The organism is Sulfurisphaera javensis, from assembly GCF_041154675.1.
Classification (GTDB): domain Archaea; phylum Thermoproteota; class Thermoprotei_A; order Sulfolobales; family Sulfolobaceae; genus Sulfurisphaera; species Sulfurisphaera javensis.
In genome coordinates, this window is record NZ_AP031322.1 from 722,758 (window position 1) to 747,295 (window position 24,538).

A 24,538-nucleotide genomic window follows, 5' to 3' on the forward strand; every position below is an offset into this window, starting at 1 on the left:
TCGTCACACATCTTATCTCATGGGATATACAATTAAGGATCTTTTAGATGAAAACGGAAATATTAGAAAATTACCTAAAGGGTTCTCTACAATAGAAATAAAGGGACCTAACAGAGTTTTAATATTCAATGATAAGTTCAGTATTTTATTGGTAAGAGTATATAAAAATATATTTGCATCTAGAATATCTACAAGAAAAACAGTATTGTACAAATTCTTAAAGACAGACGATGAAATAATTACGGAGGAAGGAAAAATAAACGTAGGAAGGGAAGATTATTTAAGGAAAGCTTTAGATAAAGTAATTAAAGAAATTGAAGAAAACTTTGAGACAGAAAAAGCTAAAGATGTTCTGTTTTACCTCTACCTAATAAGAGGATGTATTAAGGGTGACAAATCCTCTTGTAATGAATTGCAAGATTTAGTATATTTCGAAACTGTAAAATAATTATTCCTTTGAAAAACCTAATCTACCGTTTCCTTTGTTTAGATATTCGTAAACTAAAGAAACAAAGTCATTATCTGGGTTTTTTGATTTTAACACAATATATCTGAAAGTTTCTAGCTCTAAGGCAGAAATTCCGTAAATTAAAAGAAATAATCCACTCGGTTTATGGTAAATAGATATAATGTTCCCTTTGAACACTAACAAGGACAAAGTGTTTCCCTCAGTTTTTTCCAAAATTTGAAAATCGGAGAGCTTAAGTTTAGTTAATTTTTCACTCCACAAACTACTTAGTAATCTTACTTCATTTTCATCTCCACCTTCTAATTCAACAAATTTTTGAATGACATCAGTCACGTATAAACTTTTTACTCTTCCTTTATAAATATATATGTTGATCGTCGGAGTAACGTCTGAAGGGGAACTAGGGGAATCTATAGCTAACTTCTTTGATAATGTTATAGTTATAACTTCACCGCAAAAAGTTATTGAAGAGAAACCTACTGTAGTAATTCATACTTTTGAAATTCCTTATTCTGAGGCAAACAAGAATAAAACATTAGCTTGGAACATTAACGCTTGGTATGCAATAAATATAGCTAGGGCTGCAAATAAGATAAAAGCTGTTAATGTCTATTTATCAACTTTTATGATATTTGATGGAAAGAAAGGTTATTACTCTGAAACTTCTACACCAAACCCGTTAAACTATTATGGCTTAACGAAATTGGTTGGAGAGTCTGGCATAATGAGCTTAGGAAATTATCTTATTATAAGGTTAGGATTACTTTATTCTATGCAATATAAAGGGCTTCTCTTCCCTTTTATAAAAACAATGATAAAGAGAAGGAAAATTAAGTGTAACGTTAATTTCTATGTTTCCCCAATTACAGTTAGTGAAGCGAGTGAAATAATTTCTTCTCTGATTAAAAAGGAAATAAGGGGAGTGGTGAACTTAGGAGGAAAGAGAAGGAGTATATATAATGTGTGTAAAGAGCTTGGTGAAATGTTTGAGACTGAAGTTATTCCTTATGAGGGAGGCTACTTCGACTTTTCTTTGGATAGCTGGTTACTAAATAGTCTTGGTTTTTCTGTCAGAAGTTAGGAAGAACTTATATCCTTTAGTCATCATTACCCTATCCATTTCAGAGACAAAGTTCTGCATGTAAAAATCTATATAGGGGAATTTTGTAGTAACTGCTTCATACCTCATTAAACTGACTATGTGAGAAAGTCTCTCTATCTTACTGTCTAGGCTCTCTTCTTCATAGAGAAACTTTGTAATTTCTCTACCTAAAGATCTACTAATTTCAGCTTTTCTTCTATACATGAGTCTCAATAACAAGAATAAGGATTTACCAACTCTCCTTAGTAATTCATTAGCGTTATTCGCGTTCTCAATATCATAAACTGCGGTAAAGTATAATTTTTCTAGTTTTTCAACTTTCATAAGTCATATTCTCATTCCAAGCTTAAATATTTTTGCCATATAGAGTATAATGTGGAAGATTTCCTAAGCAAAGTTCTCTACTTCGTTGATAAAGGATATCCATTGCCCGTTGCGTATAAGAAAGCAAAAGAGTTAAGTAAAGATGAAAAAGACTCTTACGAAGAGGCTAGACAATTAGTACTTTCCTATTATTCTCTTCATGGAAAAAGCTATAGGAAGAAAGTAAAAGAGTTCCTCAAAGATGGTGTAAAAATTACCTTTCCACAATGGCTAGAAAACGAACTAAAAGAAATATATGACATCGAGAAACTTAAACAAGCGTTCTTAGAAAAAACTACATGGATTAGGGTAAATACTTTAAAAGCTGATGAGGATAAGACAATTAAAGAATTAGAAAAAGAAGGAATAGAGCTTGAAAGAGATAAAGATATTAAGTACGCTTACAAAGTTATAAAAGGAAATATTAGAGGAACCAAGCCTTTTAAAGAGTTTAAAGTTATCATTCAAGATAAGGCTAGCATGGCAGTTGTAGAAGCTTTAAAACCTGAAAAAGGAGATCTCATCTTTGACATGACTTCCTCTCCGGGTGTTAAAGCGTCTTTAATAATGGCTTTAACTGAAAATCAAAGCAAGTTAATAATATCTGATATTGATTTTAAAAGAATTGAAAGAGAGATTAAGTTTTTACATGATGTTGGAGTAAACTTTGATAAAATTCAAATAGTTCATCAAGACTCTACTAAAAACAGTATCATAAAGAGTGACAAGGTGTTATTAGATGCACCATGCAGTTCTACTGGAATGATAGGAAACGAACCAACAGTCTTAGTAAAACTTACCAAGGAAAGGATAACTGAACTTTCAACTCTACAAAGAAGATTGTTAGATAATGCTGTAGCTATTTCTCCCTTTATAATATATGCTACTTGTTCTTTATTACCAGAAGAAGGAGAAAATATAGTAAAAGATTATAAAGCAAAGTCTCCACTAAACTTTGGTCTTAATGAAGAGATTGGAAATAGATTTATTCCATACTTGCATCAAACAGAAGGTTTCTTTGTTTCTAAAATAACTGGATAATTTTTGAAAGCTTCCCTAAAGCTTTTCCTTATCCTTCTTGTTTTTAGATCAACCAGCATAATTACTCACTTATCAGAAATACTTTATAAAGCGGAGGGTTAATCGAAGGATATTTTAAAAGTTTCAATCAGAATTAATTTATAATGCTAAAAATTATATAAATTCACATTTAGAATTACGCCTAGCTATGTATTCGCTTTTAATTTAATTCCCTTTTCTTTTTATGCAATTTTAAGAAGTTTGCTTAAGCACCTTTAAATCGTGTTTAAAATCATATTTTATTCTATGAAACAATATATTCATAGTACAATAATTTCTACTTTAGCTTGGGCAGGAAACATTTATGATTTACTGTTACTTACATACGTGTTTCCCTTTTTCGAAAAAACCTATGGTTTAAATTTGTTCTCTTTTTCAATACTTTTTGGTTTTGGATTAATAGGAAGAGCGATAGGAGGAAGTTATTTTGGTAGATTAGCAGACAAAATAGGAAGAAAACCAGTTCTCGCAATAGGTACTTCTGGTTATGCATTGTTCCAATTACTTTTAGCTTTTGCTCCAAATGTTGAAATTTTATTTGTATCAAGATTTCTTCAAGGAATCTTTATGGGCGCTCAATGGACTGCAGGAACAGTAATAGCTTATGAGAACGCACCCTTGAGTTTAAAAGGAATAATAACCGGAATAGTACAATCTGGTTATGGAATAGGTTATGCTCTTACTGGTATAACTTACGTCCTTGTAGGAAATGATCCAAGGATATTCTTACTAACTGGTAGTTTACCATTAGTTCTTCTTCCTTATATGAAATTATTAAAAGAGAGCAAAAACTCAAGTTATACTTTCAAACCAAGATATAAAGACTATATTGCTTTACTCTTGAAGGCCACTTTAGGAATGAGTGGAATGTTTGTAGCATATTTTGCAGTATTTGGAAACTATACTATAATTGCTGAAGAATATTTACATATGGGCTCAACGACATTAGGCTTGCTTCTATTCATAAGTAATATAGGCTTAGCTATATCCTTCATTCTTTTCGGGAGATTAGCCGATAGAATAGATAAAAAGAAACTAATCTATATTGGAGTAATAGGTTTATTAATTTCATTACCTTTTGCAGTACCTATTTTCACTAAAGAAATTGTAGTTTCCGAAATTGGTACTATGATATATGCCTTTTCTACGGGCTTCTGGCCATTAATGCCATTACTTTTAGCTGAAGCAGTACCTAGTGAAGTTAGAGGTTTACTGTCTGGGTTATCCTACAATATTGGAGGATTAGTCGGTGGAATAAGCAATATAGTCTTAGGGTTAATAGCAACATTATATAGTATAAATGCTTTAGTTGACGCAATTAATTTCTTTGGATTTTCGGCAATCGCTTTAGTTCTAGTTAGCATTATAAAATGGCCAAAGACCAAAACACCTACAGTTATTTATTCAAGCTAATCTTACAAATATTTTTAATTTTTGAATCAAACTTTATGCTATGGAATATTTCAGATTTGGTAACTTAACTAGTATAGTAGCTGGCTTTCTTATACTTGCTGTTTTAATACAAATTGCTTTTTTTGGACTTAAATCAGTCTTTACATTACCTATTCTAGCCCAGTTTTGGATAATTTGGATTCTATCTATTCCAGCCTTTCTGTTCTATCATAAATCTCCATTGAGAAGAAAGTTCTTTATGAATTATATGGCTCCATTAGCAATAGGAATAACTCTTATAGGGTTAATCCTTGCTTCATTTCATTACTTTTTAGGTTTAGAGCTTATCGTCCTTGGTTATATCTTTGAACCAGTAGCTGGAATTTCAATATATTTAACTGTAAATAAAATTCTATTAGCCTCTAACTTATTTTTCTGGGGAGCAGTAATCTATACAATAGGACTTCCTCTGTATTTATTCAACATTTCTGAAGTTGCTATTCTTGGTGACGTAATAAAAATAATAGGACTTATTATATTAGGAGAAAAGATAAAAGAGAGAAAAATTTTGTAATTTTTAAAATAATGTATATGTGTGCAGAATAACATAAGTGTATATATTTTTTTGTATTTAAACAATAGCAATTTAAATTTATGAAAATTAAATATTAGCATATGAGATTTGAAAAATCTTTTTTATTATCGTTGGTAACAATGTTCTCATTATTCGATGTAATAACAACTTATATAGGAATAAGCAGAGGATTAACAGAAGAGAATATATTCTTATCCTCTTTACCCGGAAACCTAATGTTTATTGTAATGACTATACTAAAAATTAGTGTCATTCTATTATCTTACATTCTTCTGAAAAAAGGATACATCTTACCCGTGATAATTGTAGCAATAATAATGGGATTTGTTGTATTAAACAATCTGTTTCTTCTTATCTAGTCACTTTATTTCTACTCTTTTTGATTTACCCTCCCATCTAGGCAATGTATTAGGGGCAACGAACTGAATTTCAGGAGTTGCGAAAGCTACTCCCTGGATGTCTCCTATTAATTTTCTCCTTAATTCTTCTGATGGTTTATCTGTTTCAACAAGGATTTCAAACTTTGCAGGCTCTTTAGTTATCACTATCTTATATTCTTTAATTTCTGGATATTTCATTATAACTTCATTAATTGCTGTAGGATATATTTTAACACCTTTATAAAATATTACATCATCAACTCTTCCTTTTATAATAGAGATTGTAGGATAAGGTATATCATCCTCGCTTTCCTCAACTTTGGTTATATCTCTAGTTCTATATCTTATTAAAGGCATTCCCTCTCTCGTTAAATGAGTTATAACTAACTCTCCTTCTTCTCCCTCTCCAACTCTTTCACCAGTATCCGGATCGATGATTTCAACATAGAAGTGATCAGTCCATATGTGCATCTTTTCATGTTTATCTTCTGGACATTCTTGTGCGACTCCAGGGCCTATTGCTTCAGTTAAACCATAAATCTCTCTTGCTCCGCCCCCTCTGACTCTTAGCCCTAATTCTTTTTCTATTCTGTAAAGCATTTCTGTAGTCATTGCTTCAGCTCCAGGGATAGCTAAGCGTAAGTTTAAGTCTTTCTCTGTATCAATTCCTGATTCTCTTATTTTCTCAGCAACATAAAGTTCATAAGACGGTGTACCAGTTATTACTGTAACTTTGAAATCTTTTAAAATCTTCACTAATGCCTCTGTTCTTCCAGTGCCCCACGGTATAACCTTAGCTCCTATTTTTTGTCCACCTATATGTAATCCTATACCACCCGTGAAAAGGCCATAACCATATATGTTCGCAATCACATCATCCTTAGTAACGCCAGCTGTCCTTAAAGATCTAGCAACTAAATTAGCCCATAATTCTATGTCAGATTTTGTATAAGCTCCAACTGTTGGCAACCCAGTAGTTCCGCTAGTCATATGCCAACCTACAATTTCACTTAAAGGAACAGTTAAGAAATCCCCTCCATAAGGATAAGCATATTTCCTTAAATCTTCCTTAGTCGTGAAAGGTAACTTAACTAAATCATCAGGAGTTTTTATGTCATCAGCAGTTAATCCTTTTTCTTTAATAACCTTATGATAAAAGGGACTTGACTCTAACACTCTTTTTATCATTCTTCTGAATCTAAACTGTTGAACAGCCTTTATTTCATCTTTTGTTAGTGATTTAGGATCAGTTTCATCATACTGAATCATTCAATCACCTCACAAATGAGTCTTTGCCCATCTGTAGTTAACTTCACTTTTTTACCCACTTTTGGTTCTCCTTTAACCCAACACATTAAATTCACCCCATCCAAATTTCTAACTATAGCTACAGTATAATCTGGAAAAGACTCAAAACCTTGAGGTTTTTGCTTAACAATGCTAAAGGTCATGAGTTCTCCCTCTTCCTTTAATTTAACCCATTCCATATCAGATGACATACATTTATTACAGTCCCTTTGAGGGGGAAAGTACAAAGAACCGCACTTTTTACATCTACTTGCATAAATTTCTCCTTTCTTTAGCCCTTCCCAGAACTTTTCATATAATTTATCTGGAACTGTATATTTAAATAAAAGAGGAATTCCGTCCATTTTTCTCACCTATTAAAAATCATAACATAAGCATAATGACCTGTTCCTCCAACGTTGTGGGTCAAAGCCAAGTACCTTTTAAAAGAATGTTGAACTGGACCAGCCTCTTCCCTAAGTTGTTTTGTAATTTCATAAATCATTGAGAGACCAGTTGCACCTAGAGGGTGACCCTTAGCTTTTAACCCACCGAACAAATTAACAGCCACTCTCCCATCTTTCTCTGTTTGCCCTTCTCTAAGTAATTCAGCACCTTTTCCTTTATCCACAAAGCCTAAGTCTTCATAAGCCATTATTTCTGCAATCGAAAAACAATCATGAACTGTAGCATACTCTATATCCATTGGAGAAACCTTAGCCATCTTATATGCTTTTACTGCTGCATCTCTAGCTGCCTCTAATCCAATCCATTCTCCCCTTGCTGCAATATAAGACGTATCACTGCTATATCCTATTCCTTTTACCCAAATTGGCGTATCAATTTTTAATTCCTTAACTTTTTCTTCTGAAGCAAATATTACTGCTGCAGAACCATCACTTATGGGAGAAGAATCAAGTAATTTTATTGGCCAAGAAATTACCCTCGATTTAAGAACGTCCTCTACTGTAATTCTATTCCTAAAATGTGCTTTCTCATTTAGAGAAGCATACTTATGAGCTTTAACTGAGGCCAAAGCCATATCTTCTTCTGTGGTCCCAAAAACAGCCATATGCCTAGTAGCATATAACGCATAATATGTAGGAAAAGTTGTCCCATAAAGTTGAAACTCCCAATAATAGTTTCCTCCTCTTCCTCCAATAGCTAAAGAAGTTGCTGTATCAACTTCAGTCATTTTGTCTACTCCAATGGCCATCACTATATCGGCTAATCCAGAAGCGATCAAATTTATTGCTGTAAATGCAGCAGAACTACCAGTTGCACAAGCTGCCTCCACTCTTATAGGACTCTTACCTACAAATCCACAATACTCAGATACTGGAGGAGCTGGATAAATTTCTGTTCCTCTATATGCTGTACTTCCTATTACAGTTATATTAATGTCTTTCTGAGTTAATCCTGCATCTTCTAGAGCTTCTTTTACTGCTTCCCAAGCTAACTCCCTTATAGTTACATCATCCCTCTTACCAAACTTGGAATTACCTACTCCAATAACGGCTACTTTTCTGTTCACGCTAATATAAATTGTATAAATGCCTTATATATCTTACTCATATATAATGATAATCATTTAAATATCATCAATAGTCCAATATTGATTAAACAAATAATATATATGAAAAATGAAAGAAAAATAAAAATTATCTGGTTTTTATCCGTAAAAGTTTTATAATTCTCAGTAATCTAAAGAGTGATGGTAAACGAAATTTTAATCGAGGATAGGGGAAGCATAAGTGTAATAACTCTAAATAGGCCGGAAAAGTTAAACGCAATGAATAGCGAGTTAAGAAGTCAACTGATAAAAACCGTTAGAGATTTTAACAGAGATCCTAAAAAGAAAGTTGCCGTAATAACTGGTTCTGGGAGGGCTTTCTCAGTTGGTGCAGATATATCAAACATAGCAGAAGATTTAGCGGAAGATTTAAGAAATTCATTTCATCAATTTATTAAAGAAATTAGATTCTCTAATAAAATATTTATTTCAGCTATAAAAGGAGTTGTCGCTGGGGCTGGAATAAGTTTAGCATTAGCTACAGACATTAGATATGCTTCTAAAGACTCAAGATTCGTTATGGCATTTCATAACATTGGTTTAGCACCAGATAGTGGATTAGTATTAATGATGCTAAGACTAGGCGGAGTTAAATTTGAGAAGTATCTACTAACTGGAGGAGAGTTTAATTCAGACGTAGCTAAAGAATTAGGATTTGAAATAGTAGATGATCCTTTGTCAGAAGCACTAAAGAAAGCTGAAGAAATTGCAAATGGTCCATTTAAGAGCTATTCAGCTAGTAAAAGGCTAATTAATAGAGTTTTGTATTATGATCTAGAAGAGTTTCTTGATTACGAGGCAGCTATGCAAGGTGCATTAGGAAAGACTTATGATTTCAAAGAAGGTATAAAAGCGTTCTTAGAAAAGAGAATCCCACAATTTAAGGGTGAATAAAATGGCGAATACTGTAATTTATGAAATTAAGGATAACATTGCTATAGTAAGGTTAAACAGACCAGAAAAATTAAACGCACTTAACATGGAGATGGTATGGGACTTTGTTAATGTTTTTAATGAACTTGAAAAAAACAAAGATGTAAAAGTTGTAATAATAACTGGTAGTGGAAGGGCATTTTGTGCTGGGGCTGATGTAAATGAGATGGCAAACATGAAAGTTGAGGACATAGTAAGAGTTGGGCATATGCCAATGTGGGAAAGGTTAAGAACATTTAGAAAACCAGTAATTGCAGCTCTCAACGGTCTAACAGTAGGGGGAGGTTTAGAATTAGCCATGGCTTGTGATATAATAATAGCTTCAGAGAATGCACAACTTGGACAACCAGAAATAAACCTAGGAATTATACCGGGTGCTGGCGGAACTCAAAGGCTAACAAGAACTATTGGAAAATATAAAGGAATGGAAATGGTACTCACTGGGAAGTTAATTTCTGCGTGGGAAGCTTATAGAAGAGGTCTAGTAGTTAAAGTAGTACCCGAAGAAGCTTTATTAGATGAGGCTATTAGGTTAGCTAAAGAAATTGCTTCTAAATCATCATTTGCTGTTGAACTAGGTAAAGAGGCTGTGAATAAAGCATTTGATACTACACTTCAACAAGGACTTGATATAGAGAGGAGAAACTTCTACACTGCGTTATTTAGTGAAGATGGAAAAGAAGGAATGAGGGCTTTTATAGAGAAAAGAAAGCCTAATTGGAAAACATAATATGTATAAGAGAAAATATTTTATACCTTTTTATTTTAAAATAAATACGTATAAATTATGAGCACTAGAAGACTCCAAAAGATCAAAGGAGGAAGTTATATAATTTCTATCCCTAGTGATTGGGTAAGAAAGAATGGCCTTGATGTAAAAAGCGAACTTAAAGTTTATGAGGTTTATGATGGTTTAAAAATAAAACCAGAGAGAAAAATAAATGACGAAAAGGAAATACTTCTTAGAGATCTCGATGAAACATTATATTTAATATCCGTTTATTATATGCAAGGAATTAGCAGAATAATTGTTAGATCAGAAAACGTTATGAGCCAAGAAATTAAGAAAGCTTTAAGAGAGTTACAACTTACTCATGCTGGTTTAGAAATTGAAGATGAGACATTTGACAAAATTGTGTTCAGAATAAATTTGCCTATAAGTACTAAATTGAACGACATGGTTAATTCGTTTATAGAGAAAATTAGAAAATTATTGATTGATCTTAAAGTGTTAGAAAGATTTAGTAAAGAGATTAAAGAGGACCTTATTACTAGATGTGATATTCTAATGAAAGATTATAGGGTTATAATAAGAAATATAGCTATTGGAGTTCAATTAGATGATACTTATAATTTCAATTTACCGACAAAAGATATAATATTATATGCCATTTTGATGAGAGATTTAGGAAGATTTATCTCACATTTGAAAACATTTTTAACACTAATAGATGAAAATAACGTAATTAATAAAGAGATGATAGACTTACTTATACAAATGTTTGATAAATCTACTTCTATGTTCATAACTGAAAATTTAGCTGATATCCAAGTAATTAGAAAAAATATGAAAATACTTGAGGAGAATTGTAATAAAGTGTCCGATCCTTGTAAAGAGTTTGTGAGAATGGCATCCTATTGTATAGCAATAATGGATGACGCTGTGCATAAATCAGTTAGGTTGATATAATTAAATGCATATAAATGTCATTATTATGCCATTTAATTGAATGATGAAGATTTATAAATTAAAAGTATAAAATATATTTTGATGAGTTCCAAATACTCTAATCTTAATTTTGAGGAGGAGCCAGATTTCCCAATAGAAAACATTTACCCTCCAAGGTGGAATTTCGACAATGAAAAAGCTTGGCAACTTTACAGAAGAGCAAAAAGAGAACAATGGGACGAAGAAAACATAGACTGGAAAGAAGTAAAAGATTATGCAACAGGATTAGACAGAAAACAAAAACTAGCAATAGCATACTGGTGGAGCCTTCTTTCAAACTTTGACAATGCAACTCCAGTCTTCGCCTATGCAGTGATAAAATCATTTGAACAACATTTAGATACTGCTGTAAAAGGAGTACTAACTACAATAACTTACGATGAAAATAGACATAACGTTATGTGTGGATTAGCAATAAATAGTGTTTTACCGGGATTTCCTTTTGATTTTAAGCCACAAGATGATCTAGAGAAAAAAGCTAAACTAAACGTTTTATGGACGTGGTGGAATGGGTCTAGATATTGGAAGGCCTATTTAGAAGCTTATAAAAAGTATACATTTGACGTACTATTCACATCTTTTATGATGGGAGAAGCAGCAGCAACAACAGTATTCACAACAATGTCAAAAGGAGCAAAACTAAAAGCATTCCAAGAACTATTCAAAAACACAGCAGTAGACGAAACAAGACACTACGCATTCACACATCTTATAATGTCTCAAAATGCCCAAAAAATGGATGAAGAGAGAAAAAAACTTGTAACTAAACAGATAAGAGCTGGTTTTGTGTTTTTATCTTTAATTACTTATAAACCTCCAAAGGACTTTTGGAAACTACCACCATGGTTCACAGAAGTACATGAAAAAATGGAAGACATAGCAAGAGACGCAGGATTCTACATACCAACAATAGAAGAAAAAGAACAAGCATGGAAACAAGCAGTACTAAGAGTAGGGGCTTCATTAAAACATTATGGTATTAAATTACCCGATATGCCAGAATTAGGTATTTCTGGAGAAGTAATTGAAGAAATCAGCGAGGAAGATTATATTCCGGTGTTCTAAATGAAAATTGCTGTTATAGGAGCTGGAGTTATGGGACATGGAATTGCTGAGGTCTTTGCTATTTATGGAAATAGTATTTATCTGTATGACAAGTATCCGGAAGCGTTAAAGAAAGGGTTAAACAGCATTTTGTGGTCTCTGCAGAAATTAAAAGAAAAAGGGAAAATAGAAGATGTAGACAAGATTTACTCAAGGATATTTCCAATTAATGATTTACAAGACATTGAAGATTCTGAGTTAGTAATAGAAGCTGTACCAGAGAACTTTGACTTAAAATCGTCTATATTTAAAGAAGTAAGTGGAATAGTAAGCAAAGATACTTTAATTGCGACTAATACAAGTAGTTTACCTATTTCAGAACTTGCTAAGAACGTTGTAAACCCTAGTAGATTTCTAGGATTGCATTTCTTTAATCCACCCGTGCTAATGAAATTAGTTGAGGTCATTAAAGGTAATGAAACAGACACATCCGTTTTTAATGAAGGAATAGAAATAGTTAAAAGAATTGAAAAAATTCCTATACCAGTACGAAAGGATGTAATAGGATTTGTTGTGAATAGAATATTATTTAGGGTATTTACATCGGCGTGTAGATTACTTAACAAATATACCGTAGAAGAAATAGATAGTTTAGCTAAGTATGTTTTAGAGTTCCCTATGGGGGTTTTCGAACTCCTAGACTATACTGGAATAGATACAAACTATTTGATTTCTAATGAAGTGAAAAAGAGAGGTTTTGATTTCACGTGTAATAAATTAAAAGAGCTTTACGAAAAAGGGTTTTACGGAACTAAAGTAGGAAAAGGATTTTATGATTGGAGTAAAGGTAGGCCGAATATTACAAAGACCGAAAAAATGCCTTCACCGGAGCAGCTATTAAAAGACGCAATAAATGAAGCTATATGGTTAGTTGAAAATGGGGTATCTACAGAAGATGAAGTAAATTTAGCTACAAAACTTGGTTTAGGTTGGAAAAAGGGTATTTTTGACTACGCTAGAGAATTATCTATTAAATAAATATATTGTTATACAATAGTTTAATTTATGGGAAAAGTAAAATCAATGACTATTGGAAATTTTTTAAGACTTGTTAAAGGAAGAGGCATTAAAAAAATGCCATTAATTGCTGGGCATAAATTACTTTATTCATGCAACTTAAGATGTAGAATGTGTCCTTTTTGGAGAAGAAAAGATGAGAGACTACTTTCTCTAGAAGAAGAAATAAAAATGATGAACGCATTACAAACTGCTGGAGTCCTTTTTATGGGTTTTGAAGGAGGAGAACCATTACTTAGAAAAGATTTGCCAGAAATTTTAGAAGAATCTTCTAAGAGATTTTACACTTCATTAGTCACTAATGGATGGCTTCTGAAAGATAAGGTAAGAGAAATAAGAGATTACGTTGATTACCTTTTCGTTTCTATTGATGGAATTGGAGAAACTCACGATAAAATTAGAGGAATTAACGGAGCATTTGAAAGAGCGATTGAAGGAATAAAAGAAAGTGTAAAACAGGGAATTCAAACTGGAATAAGTTTTACTTTAACTGAGGAAAATACTAATGAGATCATTAACGTTATCAACTTAGCTGAAAAACTTGGTGTAAGAGTAAATGTTCAAGTTGCTTATGATTATTCAACTGCTGAAAAACTTTCTCCGTCAGGGGAAAAACTTAAGAAAGCCTTAGAAACTTTAATAGAATTAAAGGAGAGAGGAAAACCAATAATTGAAAGTGAAGATTATTTTAAAGCAATTCTTAGCAGTTGGTTTTATAATATTCCTTGGATTTGCAAACCATGGATAACTATAAATATCGACCCTCAGGGGAAGATAATCCTACCATGTTATGTAATTGGTGAATATCGTGGAGATAAAAAAGTTTGGGAAGTTGATATTGTGAAATTGTGGAATGAATATGACTGGGATAAATATTCTCTATGCAATAAATGTGCTTTAAGTTGCTATCTTGAACCCTCACTTTTCACTTGGAGAAATCCACGATTAGTTAAGGAAAGAATAGTACAACCAATGATAGAAGTAATTTCTAGTAATTTTAAAAAAAAATTAACCAATAAAAAAATAATATAATTAATGAATAGTCTTCTTACGTAATAATTAAAGAATAAAATCGGTATAAATACAAGAAAAACTGGTCAGAGAAATTAGATTATAGAAAATATTTAGAGTTTAGGATTAAAAAGTATCCAGACTTCCTGGATAAACTGCTACTCTTCATTTCTCACTTTAATTTCATAATTTAAACTTAAGGCAAGCAAAGGCAGACTCAGCTTCCTCATAAAAAGATTGCTAGATAACTGAAAAAAGTTAGGGCAAGCCTCGCCATTTACGTTACTCCCTAAAATCATCACCTTAAAAATAAATCAAGGTAGATAAAAAGTGGTTCTATAATTTTAATCAATTAGATAAAAATTCATCTTGTTGTATCTCTCTTAGGAAAAGCAAAAAGTGAAGAAGCTTAAAACCTTTTTTATTATTAAATAGGAGTCTTGCCTAGGTTAGTTAATATTAGTGTTTTTATTTCTTCCCTTGAAGTTTAGGAAGAAGAAAAGTGATATATAGGCTAGTTTTGGAATTGTGAGAGGGTAGGGTTATCATGCATTATTCCAATTCTAGTATTACCTACTCTCCCACAAATGTTTTTACCTATATATTCAATTTATTTCTTAAGTTTTAATTCAAATTTTTTCATTAATTTAAAATAAAATTATAGTAATATTTTTCATGAATTGAATTTGGGGAGTACCGCAGAGAGGTGAGGCTTTCTGCCCACACTTTTTGTAAAATTACGGGTTCTAGTGATCTTGATATTGCAATTTTTTTACGATGAACCTCTTACTGATAAAGAAAAGATAAAAATAACGTTAGATATATTAGATGAGCTAAACGAGGAGATTCCTGGCGTAGATCTGAAGGTTTTAAGGAAAGATGAGGAAGGATATTTTCTGAAAATGATTAAGGATTTTGTGAGGGGTTTAAAAAGAGAAAGAAAAGAAAAAACTCTCACTCTTTTATCTCCTTATACGTGAACCACCAGTCAAATGGTTGATTTAATCTCATTTTAGCGTCTTTCACTGTCCTTGGTGGTGGGTTGATAACCTTATTCCCTATTAACTCGTTATTAGGCCAATTTGCTGGTGTAACTACCCCAGCCTTGTCCACTAATTGTAAAGCCTTTATTGATCTTAATATCTCATCGATGTTTCTACCAATCTCCATAGGATAATACATTATTAACCTTACAACACCTTTGTCATCTACTATAAAAACAGCCCTAACTGTTGACGTGTTTGATTCAGCATGAATCATTCCTAACCTTTTTGCAACATTTCCCATAGGGTCTGCTATGATTGGGAAAGGTACTTCAACCTTAAGGTTCTTCTCTATCCACATTACCCATTCTATATGTGAAATGTTACTGTCAACAGAAAGTCCTATCAACTCCGTGTTCAGTTTCTTAAATTCCTCATACTTTTTAGCAAATGAGTAAAACTCAGTAGTACATACTGGTGTAAAATCTCCTGGATGGCTGAATAAAACGAACCATTTTCCTTGGTAATAGTCTGGTAGCTTTATTTTTCCATGTGTAGTTATTACTTCCATTTCAGGGAATTTCTCTCCTATTAAGGGTATTCTTCCAGTTTCACTCATTTTGTATCTAGTATTAATTTGTAGTTACTACTATTTAAATTTAACTCACTTCTAATTCGAAGTTATTTTATGTTAAAAGCAATTTCAAGTAACTGTTTTGCATTCCTATATCTCCAATAATCTTCAATAATTTCGCCGACTTCTCCAGTACTCTTAGTATGTTGCTTATTACATGCGTTTATATTCCAATCTGGAATTATGACTATAGTTAATTCTTTGACTTCTGGTGGAACAGGAAAAAGATCATACATTTCATCACCATATTTCTTTTCAGCCTCATCTCTTGGTAAGACTTCTATCAATATTGGTACATTTTCTTTAACTTTTTCATTTCCTCGTCTGTTGGTTTTCTATTAAATTGTACTGTTAACCTTCCGTGATTCTCCTTTACATATGTGCTTGCAGTCCACTTTGCTCCTAAAACTTTTCTTACTGCTCCTTTTAAAACATGTAAAGCTGTATGAGTTCTTATCTCAATCATAATTAATCATTTTTCTTTTTTCTTATATAAGATATTTATGGTGATGAAAAGCCCATCAACTGAGTAATGAAGAGATGCGGGTAGACTGATAATATCTTTTCAATATTTTTAACTTATATAAATTCAGTTATTTACATTCAATAATAAATTTATTAAATAATTAAATCAATAATTTTTAATATATTTGATATAAATTTATATTTTCAAAGGAGTATATAAGATTAATGAAAGTATATGGGAATAATTTTCCCAGACAAGATGAAGAGAGTATTCATTATTGCTAATCTTCACATAGCTGAGAAACTAGTTCTTGATATATTGAATCTTGGTGTTTTTCAACCAGAAAAACCTATTTATTCGAAAATATTTAACAAAATAGAATATGTTGATGAATATTTGGCCTTAGTTAAAGATTATTTAACTATCACAAATGAAATTATCTCATTTTATTCTTTTCCTATTAAGAGAACTGGTGAATTAAAATTCGATAACCTTTCAAATGTCATAAAAAGTCTTTCTAATGATGTAGAAAGGATTAAACATGTTTATGAGAAGATTATAAAATTAAAGCAAAATAGAGAACAGATAGAGGATTTGTACACTAAAATTGAAGAGTACAAAGCCGAAAATTTGCTCATAGAATTAAATAATCTTTTAATCGAGGAGAAAGAACTTCAGAATTACCTTAGAAAAATTAAGTCAGAAATAGAAACTGAGGTTATTTCATTGTATAACAAATTACTCACCATTCAGAACTATTTGGAAATACTATTTTATGCTAGAAAAAGTAGATTCTTTTTCTTTCTTGAAGGTTATGTAAAAGAAAAGGCATTTTATAACTTCAAGGCAGTATTAATGAATAAATATAGCAAAAATATCATTATTGAGGCAGAAAATCCAGTAAAATATGTCTCTACATTAGAACCTCCTCCTACTTCCTTTTCCTCCTCAAGAATCATAAAACCTTTCGAAGTAATAACTAAATTTTATGGTACTCCAAATTATTGGGAGATAAATCCAGCTATAGTTTATGCATTGGCATTTCCTTTATTTTTCTCTTTAATGTTTCCTGATGCAGGTAATGGAGTTATTTTATTCATTTTTAGTCTTCTATTATATAAATATTCTAAAAATAGAAATAATCAAGATCTTTCACAAATATCTATAGTTTTGGCCATTTCTAGCTTTATATCAATAATTTTTGGACTAATAGATAGAGATTTTTTTGGACCATTATTAGTTGGAGGAGTTAGAGAAATTATTAATAGTAAAAATGCTACTGTGGGTCCTTTGTACAATTTATGGCCTATACCCTCGTATGTTTCTTTTAATTTACGATATCTAATACCTTTCGGAATTTATTCAATTCCAGAAATTAGCTTGATTAACGGAATATTGATCAGTATCTCTGTTGGAATAATTTTTATGGTGAGCACTATAATTTTAGGAATTATTAATCTTATTTATAAATATAATTTCAGGGATATATTTCTTGATTATTTGCCTTCTTTTATTGTTTACTTTTCAGTATTTTTATTATTTGCTTATGGATTCGTGTCTCCTTTTCAGTATTTTTACCGAGTAATATCTATTTTAAGTGAAATAGAAAAAATCGTAGTACACTTCCCAGACAACTTTATGGAGTCATCAGAAAGCATTTTATCATTTAGTATAATAATCGGAGTTCTTATCGGTCTTATTTATGGAAGTTCAATCAGATATTATATCTATAAATCTAAAGGGAGAAAGGGTGTTAAAACGTCACTTTTACAGTCCTTTATAGAAGGATTCTTCGATCCTTTGATTGTTTTGATTTCTAATATTATATCATTTATAAGACTCATTGTTCTTGGATTAGCTCATTATTATCTTTTGTATGCGTTCTCTTATTTTGCTATAATGATTGCTGGTTCATTTAATACACTTCAAGTTCTAACAAATCCTTCTTCGTTATTCATACTTGTTCTAGGAAATTTAATAGCTATAGCACTAGAAGGTACTCTAGCTTTTATTCAGAGTTTAAGGCTAAATCTTTATGAATTAAGTGGAAAATTCTGTAGATGTGATGGAAGGCCTTTTACTCCTAAGAAAGCTTATGTAAGTATCAAGGAATAAAAGCTTTTTAACTCTCAAGAGAATTTATAATTATGAAATTTGTTGCAAAAATAGTTGATAATAAATTAGAAATAAAAAACGCTAGTAAAGAACCGGTATTTGTAACAGCGGTCTATGTAAAATTTAGAGTTTATGTTAAGTCTGAAGAACTTATAGGTGTTGAAGCAATAAGAAATTTAACTGAAGAATATGACATAAACAGAATTATTACTGATAATTTTTATATTCCGATTCCTTATAAGGACGTTGCTGAAGTTCAGATAAAATATAGAAAAAATAATGAAATAGAATTAGAAAAAATAGAATTATAAGGTTTTTAAAGTTTATTTTTCTTGAAATAATTGCTTTTTCTGAATATATCAATCAATTTTGTTATTATAATATAAAGTTGAACAGCTTGCATTCTCTTCATAAAACATTAAATAATAAAGACTAAATTATAAAAATAGGGAAAAAGCAAAAATGTGATTAGGGTCTCATTGAATTTCATATATTTTGTATTCAATTCTCGACCCTTGGAGTTCACCGAAGTCGCAGATTAGACCCTTCATTCTTCTCATCTTCATTAGGGGGATTACCCCACACACCCTTATAGGGAAACCCCCACATCTTGAGGTTAAACTTGTTTAGAAACCTCTTCATAATATTAAGTGAAGCGTTATACTGTCTATCAAGTGTTAACCCACATTTCTCACACCTAAAAGTCTTGCCAACCATTCGGGAAACAACCCATCCACATCTAGGGCAAGACCTAGATGTGAAGTGTGGGTTAACTTCCACTATTTTACAACCATAGAAAGGAGCTTTACATTTTTACCAATAACCTTCCTCAGCGTTGTTTTTACTCTTACATAACCCTTCTTAATTAATGGTGATTTGAATTTGCTTCTCCCCTTTTCAAATCTTCTTATCCAGGATTCAAGGATAGAGTAGACGTCGTGAATTGCTTGGTCTAATGTTTTGCTAATCCTTGCGTATTTTCTCTCGTCAAGTATCCTCTCAATTCTTTGTATGTTTCCTTCTTTTTGGTAACTCTACTTTTCTTTTCTTCACTTTAATTCTACTAAACACGTATTTTATTCCCTTGTTTAGTATGTTTACGTAAGCGTGGATTAGTTCTTTACTTTTCTCTTTATTATTTCTTATCGCATACGTGAGCTATATATATTCTTTTTTCTTGTGGTGTGAATGTTTAATTCTTAAGTTCTTTTACACTTTTTCATACTTATGACTTCTCATTTTGCCAGAGAACGAGATGCTAGTTAGGTCTTCAATTACTTCTTGTTCTGGTGTTTCTTCTTCTTTTTCTAGGACTATTATTTCGCAACCGTGTGTTTTGCATACTTGCTCGAGTATTTCGAATCCGAATGTTAGTAGCCTATTTGGGTAAGCAACAATAATTTTGCTTGCTTTGTTGTTTAGTATCATTCTGAGTAGTTTTTGGAGTCCTTTTCTTTTCATGTTTATTCCAGATCCTATGTCTGTTATTATGATGTCGTGTTCTGGTATAAGTAGTTTACCTGATTTAGTAGATTATCTTTTTGTGTGTTTGATGATACGCTATCATAAAGTACTTTTTTCTTATTATTTCCTTAAGTATTTCTACATCCTCTTCTCTAAATCTCATTTTTCCAGACGGTAATCTTACTGGTGTTATTGTACTTTATATATTCTTGTAATGTTGTGTATGATATTCTTAATCTCTGGCATACTTCTTTGGTCTTAGCATCGTAATTAAATTTGTATACAGAGCGTTTAAACTTCATGCTTATATGAAAACAGTTTTCAACGGCTTATCTTATGCTCGTTTATTTAATAGATTTTGTAAAAACAAAAATTGTTGAACATGCTCACTTTTCCTAAGTTAACTTTATATATTGGATAGGCTATCCATATATTAATGAGCAAAAATTCATTCACGAAAAAAACACTAATGGGATTATTTTTCATTTTAAATATAATTTTAACGATTATTTTTTTCTCTTTTCTCTTCTCCTTACCAAGAGAAAATCTTAATATTCAAACTGACTCCGGTGTACTTACTGGTACCTTTATTACACTAGGTATTTTAGCATATACTTTTGGTCTAAGACATGCAGTTGATGCTGATCATCTTGCAGCTATAGATAACGTCACAAGGAAAATGTTGCAGGAAGGGAAAAATCCACTTTTTGTAGGTACGTTCTTCTCATTAGGACATTCTACTGTAGTAATACTACTTAGCTTAATGTTAATTGTAGCAACTAGATATGTCGTATCAAATCTAGCTAACATAGAGAATTTAGGTAGTATAATAGGAACAATAGTCAGCGGATTTTTCTTGTACATAATCGCTTTGCTTAATACCTTAGTGCTTTTAGAGCTATACAAAATATATAAGGCAGTCAAAGAAGAGAAGAATATCAATGAAGAAAAACTAAACGAACTTCTCATGAAAAGAGGTTTTATGAATAGGTTCTTTGGTAGACTTTTCAAAATAGTAACTTCAGAATGGCAAATGTATATAATTGGATTCCTCTTTGGTTTAGGTTTTGATACTGCTACTGAAGTAGCGATATTAGCGATTTCAGCAACAGTAGCTGGAGCTTTTTCTTCAATTCCAGTTACAACAATATTAGTACTTCCAGGGCTTTTTGCATTAGGTATGAGCTTAATAGATACATTAGATGGACTATTTATGAGATCAGCCTATGGTTGGGCATTTAAGAACGCTTTAGGCAAATTATGGTATAATCTCACTATGACATTTATATCTATCTTTATTGCATATGGAATAGGTACGATAGAGTTGTTAGGTCTTTTAGTTAGCGAGTTCAATCTTCATGGACCATTATGGGATCAAATTAATGCATTAAATAACATCTATTGGGAGTCAATAGGCTATTTTGTTATTGGAACTTTCGCTGTCACATGGGTTCTCTCAGCGATCATTTACAAGTTAAGGATAATGAGAAATAACAAAATATGAAATTTATAAATATAATATGTGTATCGACTTCTCTCAAAAATAGTCTCCTTTTCTTGCTTCTCTCATGATTCTAAATATTTGTAAAATAATGTCATCTGGCAAAACTGAAGGTACTTTTGGTTCGCATTCTCCATAATAGTCACAATTATAAAGATACTTTGCTAGATAGCCTGCAAGGAAAGTTTTTCTTCCTATTCTTTTATCAATAAAATTTCTAAGTATTTTTTTCTTGTTATCAATTGATAATGGAAGCAAATTTACTTTATTAACAAAACATTCCCAAGGATCATTCTTGCTACTACAATACTTGAAAATCTCTGGTAATATATAATCTTCAAAATAATCCATAAGTAAGGGATTCCTTCTTTGATCCTTAAAAAATATTTGCTCACATAATTTCATACACTTCTCCACCTACTAAACCTCAATGAGACGTAGTAAAATGCTACCGTTTCTAATATGAGTAAGATCCATGAAAATACTAATAAATCATTATTTATTGAAACTAGACCGACTGATTCTTGTGCTATTATTGCTGACAAAGTAGTTGGTAATAAATATAATATATAAAATGCAATTTTAGGTAAAAGGTAATAAGGATAGAATATTGGTGGAATTATACTTAAGAATGTTGATAATAAACCCCCAATACCCCAACTATATCTCATGTGAGGAATTAATGTACTAATAAAGAAGCCAATAGCGGAAGTATTAAAGAGTAATAGTATCATAACTACTAACACTAAGGGGTTAAAGACTTTAAATAACAAGGACAGTATAACGTAAACTATTACACCGGGCAAAGAATATACTAGATTTGATAGCATTAAACCTAAAATATAGTCGTTAGGAGAAACCTCACTAGCCACTAATAAATCTTGTAATTTTATTTCTAATCTTAGATATGCAAAATCTGCTGTAGATGATAATCCATTACTAGCTATTACGGTAATTAATCCTCCGACTATTCCAAATCCTAAGAAAGTTCCGTGAGATATCATATAAATTAAGAATAGTTCAGCTAATGGGATTGCCATGTAAGTTAAAACGTAGATGAACCCTCGTCTTATAGATGAAATTCCATAAAAGCGTATAAAAGCTAATAAAAAGTCAATTTTCCTCAAGGCTCTCACCTGTATATAAAATGAAAAGATCTTCCAAAGTTATTGGTTTAACTACGTATTTTCCTAGGTACTTAGATGCATCTTCTTTATCTACATAAGAAATTCTCAGTCTGCCTACTTTAATATCTCCGACTCCCTCAACCCTTACCTTATCTTTTAATTTATATAGAAGAGAATCAATTGTACCTTTTGCTATTATTTTCCCTTTGTGCAAAAGAATAATGTCATCAGAAAGTTCCTCGGCTTCTTCCATGTAATGAGTTGTTAAAACAATTTTACTTTTCATAGTTTTCAATATTGACCATATTTCAGTTCTTGAATATGGATCAAGACCAGTTGTTGGCTCGTCTAAAAATACTACTTCTGAATTAGAAGCTAAAGCCATGGCAACGAATATTTTTCTTTTCATTCCCCCAGAAAGCTCATCAGAGGGTTTGTCTTTTGATTCCCAAAGGCCAACTTCTTTTAATACATCTCTTGATATCCTTTCTGCTTCAGATAAAGAGTTACCTTTAGCTGTTAAAAACATAATTAAATGCTCATAGGGAGAAGCCATTCCAACTGGTTGAGCCTCTTGAGGAATTGATGTAATTATTTTCCTAACCTTATTTGCGTCTTTAACAATATGATATCCCTCGATATAAGCTTCTCCTCTGGTAGGTAAAAGTTGTGTAGACAAAATTCTAGTTAAAGTAGTTTTACCTGCACCATTCCTTCCTAATAGAGTTAATACCCTTGAATTGCTGGAAAATGAAATATTATCAAGTGCAACTGTTCCATCTTTGTAAATCTTAGTTAAATTAATAGTTTCAATCACAAATTACTATTAATGAGTGTTTGTTTTAAGTACATTGGTTATATAAAGAGAAAAGACAATTCAGCTTCAAGACATGAAATAGTTGAAGTACATGTTAACAAAGAATATGAAGATGGTCTTACTGGAATTGAAGAATTCTCTCATCTAATCTTGGTTTATCACCTTCATTTAGTTAACTTTGACGGTAGGCTTTTAAGAGAAAGAGAAAACAGACAAATAGGGATATTTGCGACTAGGTCTCAACATAGACCTAATCCTATAGGAATATCAGTTTGTGAATTAATAAAAAGGGAGAATAACATACTTTATGTTAAAGGAGTAAATGCATATAATGGCACACCAGTCTTAGATATTAAGCCTTATGATGAATGGGATAGAATAGAAAAAATAAGAGTACCTTCATGGCATAATGCTAGATAGTTACTCTTTATCTTCTTTTATCTTATTTCTAAGACCTTTTATGAAAGACTTACTAACATCCATGAAATTCTGAGACATATGAACAGCAATATTTTCGGCTTTTTTACCAAGATCGATCGAAGCTTTAACAGCTTCAGAAGTTATTTCCATAGATTTTGTGACTGCTTCTTTCATGTATTTTCTATCCTCGTAAGCTTTTTGAATAGCTTCTCCTATTTTTTCTCCCATTTCATTAGAAGCTTTTATCATTCTTTCCTTTAATTCGTCTTTTTTATTTGAATTTTCCACCATATCATACCACCTTAGGGTACAATCATAAAACTGTAATTTTCTTAACGAATTTGCATTTTTGTAATAATAAAAGCTTATTGATGGTAGACGGGACAACAACTTCATCTACAGAAATGATTGAATCAATGTAGGTATCTATTGTTTGTTGGTCAATATCATCTAAGATTAATCTCTTAATATTTCTGAAAGAAACAGGTTTACCAAGACTTACTATCTCATTCTTTGTAATTCTTAATTCCTCAAGGTCTGAAACAATAAATATGTTTTTTCCAGCCTCATTATAACCTTCAATGAAGGCTTTTCCAACCGAAATTGTTTTTTGCGTAGCTTCATCTATTTTTTCACCGACCTTTCCGGCAATCCCTAAGAAAGTCATCATTGCTTGATTCATAACTTCTCCTACTGTTTTACCTGAATTTCTGGCAATATTTACCATTCTCTCGTACAAATCTTTATTCACTCCTCTTATGGTAATAGTCTTTTTGTTCTCATCTTGTTGATTGTTTGACATGTCAAACATGTATTACAGTTTTACAAATAAAAAGTTTTTGGTAATGGAAATTTAGTAGAAATCGTAATCCATTGTACTGTCAGCTAAATATGAATTATTTCATAGTTGTTGTGTTTATTTTAATAAAGTCCTTTTAAAGAGAATTTAGATAATTTTATTTATTTAATAAAATTA

28 protein-coding genes and 3 pseudogenes are annotated in these 24,538 nt (G+C 31.5%); 17 read left to right on the forward strand and 14 right to left on the reverse strand.

Annotated features, from left to right (window positions below):
* The first annotated feature begins 19 nt into the window (after window positions 1-19).
* The gene (locus ACAM25_RS03870) at window positions 20-448 is read left to right on the forward strand and encodes a hypothetical protein (protein ID WP_369611027.1); all 429 of its coding nucleotides are present in this window, start codon (window positions 20-22) and stop codon (window positions 446-448) included.
* Here the strand turns inward: ACAM25_RS03870 and ACAM25_RS03875 are convergent, their stop codons facing one another.
* Window positions 449-802 carry a hypothetical protein gene (locus tag ACAM25_RS03875; RefSeq protein ID WP_369611028.1) on the reverse strand — a complete coding sequence of 118 codons (354 nt, stop codon included), beginning with the start codon at window positions 800-802 and terminating at the stop codon, window positions 449-451.
* Between the two features lie 34 nt (window positions 803-836).
* Here ACAM25_RS03875 and ACAM25_RS03880 point away from each other — a divergent pair, with 34 nt between their 5' ends.
* Complete coding sequence (locus ACAM25_RS03880; RefSeq protein ID WP_369611029.1) at window positions 837-1,550, forward strand: sugar nucleotide-binding protein; 714 nt, start codon at window positions 837-839, stop codon at window positions 1,548-1,550.
* Here ACAM25_RS03880 and ACAM25_RS03885 read toward each other — a convergent pair.
* Window positions 1,518-1,895, reverse strand: a complete 378-nt coding sequence (locus ACAM25_RS03885; protein WP_369611030.1) for a hypothetical protein — start codon at window positions 1,893-1,895, stop codon at window positions 1,518-1,520. The two genes, ACAM25_RS03880 and ACAM25_RS03885, sit on opposite strands and share 33 nt — an antisense overlap.
* A gap of 51 nt (window positions 1,896-1,946) precedes the next feature.
* Here ACAM25_RS03885 and ACAM25_RS03890 point away from each other — a divergent pair, with 51 nt between their 5' ends.
* The 4 genes from ACAM25_RS03890 (at window position 1,947) to ACAM25_RS03905 (ending at window position 5,360) form a co-directional block, all read left to right on the forward strand.
* On the forward strand, window positions 1,947-2,975 hold the full coding sequence (locus tag ACAM25_RS03890) for an RsmB/NOP family class I SAM-dependent RNA methyltransferase (protein ID WP_369611031.1): 1,029 nt from the start codon (window positions 1,947-1,949) through the stop codon (window positions 2,973-2,975).
* 285 nt (window positions 2,976-3,260) lie between these two features.
* A complete protein-coding gene (locus ACAM25_RS03895) occupies window positions 3,261-4,427 on the forward strand; it encodes an MFS transporter (RefSeq protein WP_369611032.1) in 1,167 nt (388 codons plus the stop codon).
* Between the two features lie 40 nt (window positions 4,428-4,467).
* Window positions 4,468-4,980 (forward strand): hypothetical protein, encoded by a 513-nt coding sequence (locus ACAM25_RS03900; RefSeq protein WP_369611033.1) that lies wholly within the window; start codon window positions 4,468-4,470, stop codon window positions 4,978-4,980.
* Window positions 4,981-5,081: 101 nt separating this feature from the next.
* A complete protein-coding gene (locus ACAM25_RS03905; protein WP_369611034.1) occupies window positions 5,082-5,360 on the forward strand; it encodes a hypothetical protein in 279 nt (92 codons plus the stop codon).
* Here ACAM25_RS03905 and ACAM25_RS03910 read toward each other — a convergent pair whose 3' ends face one another.
* From ACAM25_RS03910 to ACAM25_RS03920, 3 genes are read right to left on the reverse strand one after another with little or no spacing between them, the layout of a single operon-like run.
* Window positions 5,361-6,650 (reverse strand): phenylacetate--CoA ligase family protein, encoded by a 1,290-nt coding sequence (locus ACAM25_RS03910; RefSeq protein ID WP_369611035.1) that lies wholly within the window; start codon window positions 6,648-6,650, stop codon window positions 5,361-5,363.
* Window positions 6,647-7,033 carry a Zn-ribbon domain-containing OB-fold protein gene (locus tag ACAM25_RS03915; protein ID WP_369611036.1) on the reverse strand — a complete coding sequence of 129 codons (387 nt, stop codon included), beginning with the start codon at window positions 7,031-7,033 and terminating at the stop codon, window positions 6,647-6,649. Before ACAM25_RS03915 ends, ACAM25_RS03910 begins: the two co-directional genes overlap by 4 nt.
* Before the next feature lie 5 nt (window positions 7,034-7,038).
* On the reverse strand, window positions 7,039-8,202 hold the full coding sequence (locus ACAM25_RS03920) for a thiolase domain-containing protein (protein WP_369611037.1): 1,164 nt from the start codon (window positions 8,200-8,202) through the stop codon (window positions 7,039-7,041).
* A gap of 180 nt (window positions 8,203-8,382) precedes the next feature.
* Between ACAM25_RS03920 and ACAM25_RS03925 the strand changes: the two genes are divergently transcribed.
* The 7 genes from ACAM25_RS03925 to ACAM25_RS03955 all read left to right on the forward strand — a co-directional run bounded on the left by ACAM25_RS03925 (window position 8,383) and on the right by ACAM25_RS03955 (window position 15,015).
* Window positions 8,383-9,135 (forward strand): enoyl-CoA hydratase-related protein, encoded by a 753-nt coding sequence (locus ACAM25_RS03925; protein ID WP_369611038.1) that lies wholly within the window; start codon window positions 8,383-8,385, stop codon window positions 9,133-9,135.
* 1 nt (window position 9,136) lies between these two features.
* Window positions 9,137-9,904 (forward strand): enoyl-CoA hydratase/isomerase family protein, encoded by a 768-nt coding sequence (locus ACAM25_RS03930; RefSeq protein ID WP_369611039.1) that lies wholly within the window; start codon window positions 9,137-9,139, stop codon window positions 9,902-9,904.
* Window positions 9,905-9,961: 57 nt separating this feature from the next.
* The gene (locus tag ACAM25_RS03935; protein ID WP_369611040.1) at window positions 9,962-10,864 is read left to right on the forward strand and encodes an AbrB/MazE/SpoVT family DNA-binding domain-containing protein; all 903 of its coding nucleotides are present in this window, start codon (window positions 9,962-9,964) and stop codon (window positions 10,862-10,864) included.
* Window positions 10,865-10,945: 81 nt separating this feature from the next.
* Window positions 10,946-11,968, forward strand: coding sequence for an aminobenzoate oxygenase (locus ACAM25_RS03940; RefSeq protein WP_369611041.1), 1,023 nt, complete (start codon window positions 10,946-10,948; stop codon window positions 11,966-11,968).
* Window positions 11,969-12,985, forward strand: a complete 1,017-nt coding sequence (locus tag ACAM25_RS03945) for a 3-hydroxyacyl-CoA dehydrogenase NAD-binding domain-containing protein (RefSeq protein WP_369611042.1) — start codon at window positions 11,969-11,971, stop codon at window positions 12,983-12,985. It abuts the gene before it with no gap.
* 27 nt (window positions 12,986-13,012) lie between these two features.
* The gene (locus tag ACAM25_RS03950; RefSeq protein WP_369611043.1) at window positions 13,013-14,056 is read left to right on the forward strand and encodes a PTO1314 family radical SAM protein; all 1,044 of its coding nucleotides are present in this window, start codon (window positions 13,013-13,015) and stop codon (window positions 14,054-14,056) included.
* A gap of 734 nt (window positions 14,057-14,790) precedes the next feature.
* On the forward strand, window positions 14,791-15,015 hold the full coding sequence (locus ACAM25_RS03955) for a hypothetical protein (protein ID WP_369611044.1): 225 nt from the start codon (window positions 14,791-14,793) through the stop codon (window positions 15,013-15,015).
* Here the strand turns inward: ACAM25_RS03955 and ACAM25_RS03960 are convergent.
* Both ACAM25_RS03960 and ACAM25_RS03965 read right to left on the reverse strand, forming a co-directional pair.
* Entirely contained in the window at window positions 14,990-15,637 is a 648-nt protein-coding gene (locus tag ACAM25_RS03960; protein WP_369611045.1) for a peroxiredoxin, read from the reverse strand. The genes ACAM25_RS03955 and ACAM25_RS03960 overlap by 26 nt on opposite strands.
* Before the next feature lie 62 nt (window positions 15,638-15,699).
* Window positions 15,700-16,118 (reverse strand): annotated as a pseudogene (locus ACAM25_RS03965) (alanyl-tRNA editing protein).
* 234 nt (window positions 16,119-16,352) lie between these two features.
* Here ACAM25_RS03965 and ACAM25_RS03970 point away from each other — a divergent pair.
* Window positions 16,353-18,233, forward strand: a complete 1,881-nt coding sequence (locus ACAM25_RS03970; protein ID WP_369611046.1) for a V-type ATPase 116kDa subunit family protein — start codon at window positions 16,353-16,355, stop codon at window positions 18,231-18,233.
* 32 nt (window positions 18,234-18,265) lie between these two features.
* The gene (locus ACAM25_RS03975) at window positions 18,266-18,544 is read left to right on the forward strand and encodes a hypothetical protein (protein ID WP_369611047.1); all 279 of its coding nucleotides are present in this window, start codon (window positions 18,266-18,268) and stop codon (window positions 18,542-18,544) included.
* A gap of 165 nt (window positions 18,545-18,709) precedes the next feature.
* Here the strand turns inward: ACAM25_RS03975 and ACAM25_RS03980 are convergent.
* Window positions 18,710-19,430: pseudogene (locus ACAM25_RS03980) on the reverse strand (transposase).
* 12 nt (window positions 19,431-19,442) lie between these two features.
* Window positions 19,443-19,999: pseudogene (locus ACAM25_RS03985) on the reverse strand (IS607 family transposase).
* A 134-nt stretch (window positions 20,000-20,133) separates the two neighbouring features.
* Here ACAM25_RS03985 and ACAM25_RS03990 point away from each other — a divergent pair.
* Entirely contained in the window at window positions 20,134-21,201 is a 1,068-nt protein-coding gene (locus ACAM25_RS03990) for a HoxN/HupN/NixA family nickel/cobalt transporter (protein ID WP_369611048.1), read from the forward strand.
* A gap of 33 nt (window positions 21,202-21,234) precedes the next feature.
* Here the strand turns inward: ACAM25_RS03990 and ACAM25_RS03995 are convergent, their stop codons facing one another.
* From ACAM25_RS03995 to ACAM25_RS04005, 3 genes are read right to left on the reverse strand one after another with little or no spacing between them, the layout of a single operon-like run.
* Complete coding sequence (locus ACAM25_RS03995) at window positions 21,235-21,603, reverse strand: hypothetical protein (protein ID WP_369611049.1); 369 nt, start codon at window positions 21,601-21,603, stop codon at window positions 21,235-21,237.
* Window positions 21,600-22,334 (reverse strand): ABC transporter permease, encoded by a 735-nt coding sequence (locus tag ACAM25_RS04000; RefSeq protein WP_369611050.1) that lies wholly within the window; start codon window positions 22,332-22,334, stop codon window positions 21,600-21,602. Before ACAM25_RS04000 ends, ACAM25_RS03995 begins: the two co-directional genes overlap by 4 nt.
* On the reverse strand, window positions 22,312-23,142 hold the full coding sequence (locus ACAM25_RS04005) for an ABC transporter ATP-binding protein (RefSeq protein WP_369611051.1): 831 nt from the start codon (window positions 23,140-23,142) through the stop codon (window positions 22,312-22,314). Before ACAM25_RS04005 ends, ACAM25_RS04000 begins: the two co-directional genes overlap by 23 nt.
* Window positions 23,143-23,154: 12 nt before the next feature.
* On the opposite strand from ACAM25_RS04005, the gene tsaA reads away from it, so the two are divergent.
* Window positions 23,155-23,562: a tRNA (N6-threonylcarbamoyladenosine(37)-N6)-methyltransferase TrmO gene (gene tsaA, locus ACAM25_RS04010; protein ID WP_369611052.1), complete on the forward strand. Its 408-nt coding sequence runs from the start codon at window positions 23,155-23,157 to the stop codon at window positions 23,560-23,562.
* On the opposite strand, the gene ACAM25_RS04015 is transcribed toward tsaA, so the two are convergent.
* Complete coding sequence (locus tag ACAM25_RS04015; RefSeq protein ID WP_369611053.1) at window positions 23,563-23,853, reverse strand: hypothetical protein; 291 nt, start codon at window positions 23,851-23,853, stop codon at window positions 23,563-23,565. It abuts the gene before it with no gap.
* A 22-nt stretch (window positions 23,854-23,875) separates the two neighbouring features.
* Window positions 23,876-24,364 (reverse strand): hypothetical protein, encoded by a 489-nt coding sequence (locus ACAM25_RS04020; protein WP_369611054.1) that lies wholly within the window; start codon window positions 24,362-24,364, stop codon window positions 23,876-23,878.
* Window positions 24,365-24,538: the final 174 nt, after the last annotated feature.

Excerpts from the sequence above, each read along its gene's own strand:
- ACAM25_RS03870 (WP_369611027.1), top strand. The coding sequence starts at position 20 with ATGGGATATACAATTAAGGATCTTTTAGATGAAAACGGAAATATTAGA.
- ACAM25_RS03880 (WP_369611029.1), top strand. The coding sequence starts at position 837 with ATGTTGATCGTCGGAGTAACGTCTGAAGGGGAACTAGGGGAATCTATA.
- ACAM25_RS03885 (WP_369611030.1), bottom strand. The coding sequence starts at position 1,895 with ATGAAAGTTGAAAAACTAGAAAAATTATACTTTACCGCAGTTTATGAT.
- ACAM25_RS03895 (WP_369611032.1), top strand. The coding sequence starts at position 3,261 with ATGAAACAATATATTCATAGTACAATAATTTCTACTTTAGCTTGGGCA.
- ACAM25_RS03900 (WP_369611033.1), top strand. The coding sequence starts at position 4,468 with ATGGAATATTTCAGATTTGGTAACTTAACTAGTATAGTAGCTGGCTTT.
- ACAM25_RS03905 (WP_369611034.1), top strand. The coding sequence starts at position 5,082 with ATGAGATTTGAAAAATCTTTTTTATTATCGTTGGTAACAATGTTCTCA.
- ACAM25_RS03910 (WP_369611035.1), bottom strand. The coding sequence starts at position 6,650 with ATGATTCAGTATGATGAAACTGATCCTAAATCACTAACAAAAGATGAA.
- ACAM25_RS03915 (WP_369611036.1), bottom strand. The coding sequence starts at position 7,033 with ATGGACGGAATTCCTCTTTTATTTAAATATACAGTTCCAGATAAATTA.
- ACAM25_RS03925 (WP_369611038.1), top strand. The coding sequence starts at position 8,383 with ATGGTAAACGAAATTTTAATCGAGGATAGGGGAAGCATAAGTGTAATA.
- ACAM25_RS03930 (WP_369611039.1), top strand. The coding sequence starts at position 9,137 with ATGGCGAATACTGTAATTTATGAAATTAAGGATAACATTGCTATAGTA.
- ACAM25_RS03935 (WP_369611040.1), top strand. The coding sequence starts at position 9,962 with ATGAGCACTAGAAGACTCCAAAAGATCAAAGGAGGAAGTTATATAATT.
- ACAM25_RS03940 (WP_369611041.1), top strand. The coding sequence starts at position 10,946 with ATGAGTTCCAAATACTCTAATCTTAATTTTGAGGAGGAGCCAGATTTC.
- ACAM25_RS03945 (WP_369611042.1), top strand. The coding sequence starts at position 11,969 with ATGAAAATTGCTGTTATAGGAGCTGGAGTTATGGGACATGGAATTGCT.
- ACAM25_RS03950 (WP_369611043.1), top strand. The coding sequence starts at position 13,013 with ATGGGAAAAGTAAAATCAATGACTATTGGAAATTTTTTAAGACTTGTT.
- ACAM25_RS03960 (WP_369611045.1), bottom strand. The coding sequence starts at position 15,637 with ATGAGTGAAACTGGAAGAATACCCTTAATAGGAGAGAAATTCCCTGAA.
- ACAM25_RS03970 (WP_369611046.1), top strand. The coding sequence starts at position 16,353 with ATGGGAATAATTTTCCCAGACAAGATGAAGAGAGTATTCATTATTGCT.
- ACAM25_RS03975 (WP_369611047.1), top strand. The coding sequence starts at position 18,266 with ATGAAATTTGTTGCAAAAATAGTTGATAATAAATTAGAAATAAAAAAC.
- ACAM25_RS03990 (WP_369611048.1), top strand. The coding sequence starts at position 20,134 with ATGAGCAAAAATTCATTCACGAAAAAAACACTAATGGGATTATTTTTC.
- ACAM25_RS03995 (WP_369611049.1), bottom strand. The coding sequence starts at position 21,603 with ATGAAATTATGTGAGCAAATATTTTTTAAGGATCAAAGAAGGAATCCC.
- tsaA (WP_369611052.1), top strand. The coding sequence starts at position 23,155 with ATGAGTGTTTGTTTTAAGTACATTGGTTATATAAAGAGAAAAGACAAT.
- ACAM25_RS04015 (WP_369611053.1), bottom strand. The coding sequence starts at position 23,853 with ATGGTGGAAAATTCAAATAAAAAAGACGAATTAAAGGAAAGAATGATA.
- ACAM25_RS04020 (WP_369611054.1), bottom strand. The coding sequence starts at position 24,364 with ATGTCAAACAATCAACAAGATGAGAACAAAAAGACTATTACCATAAGA.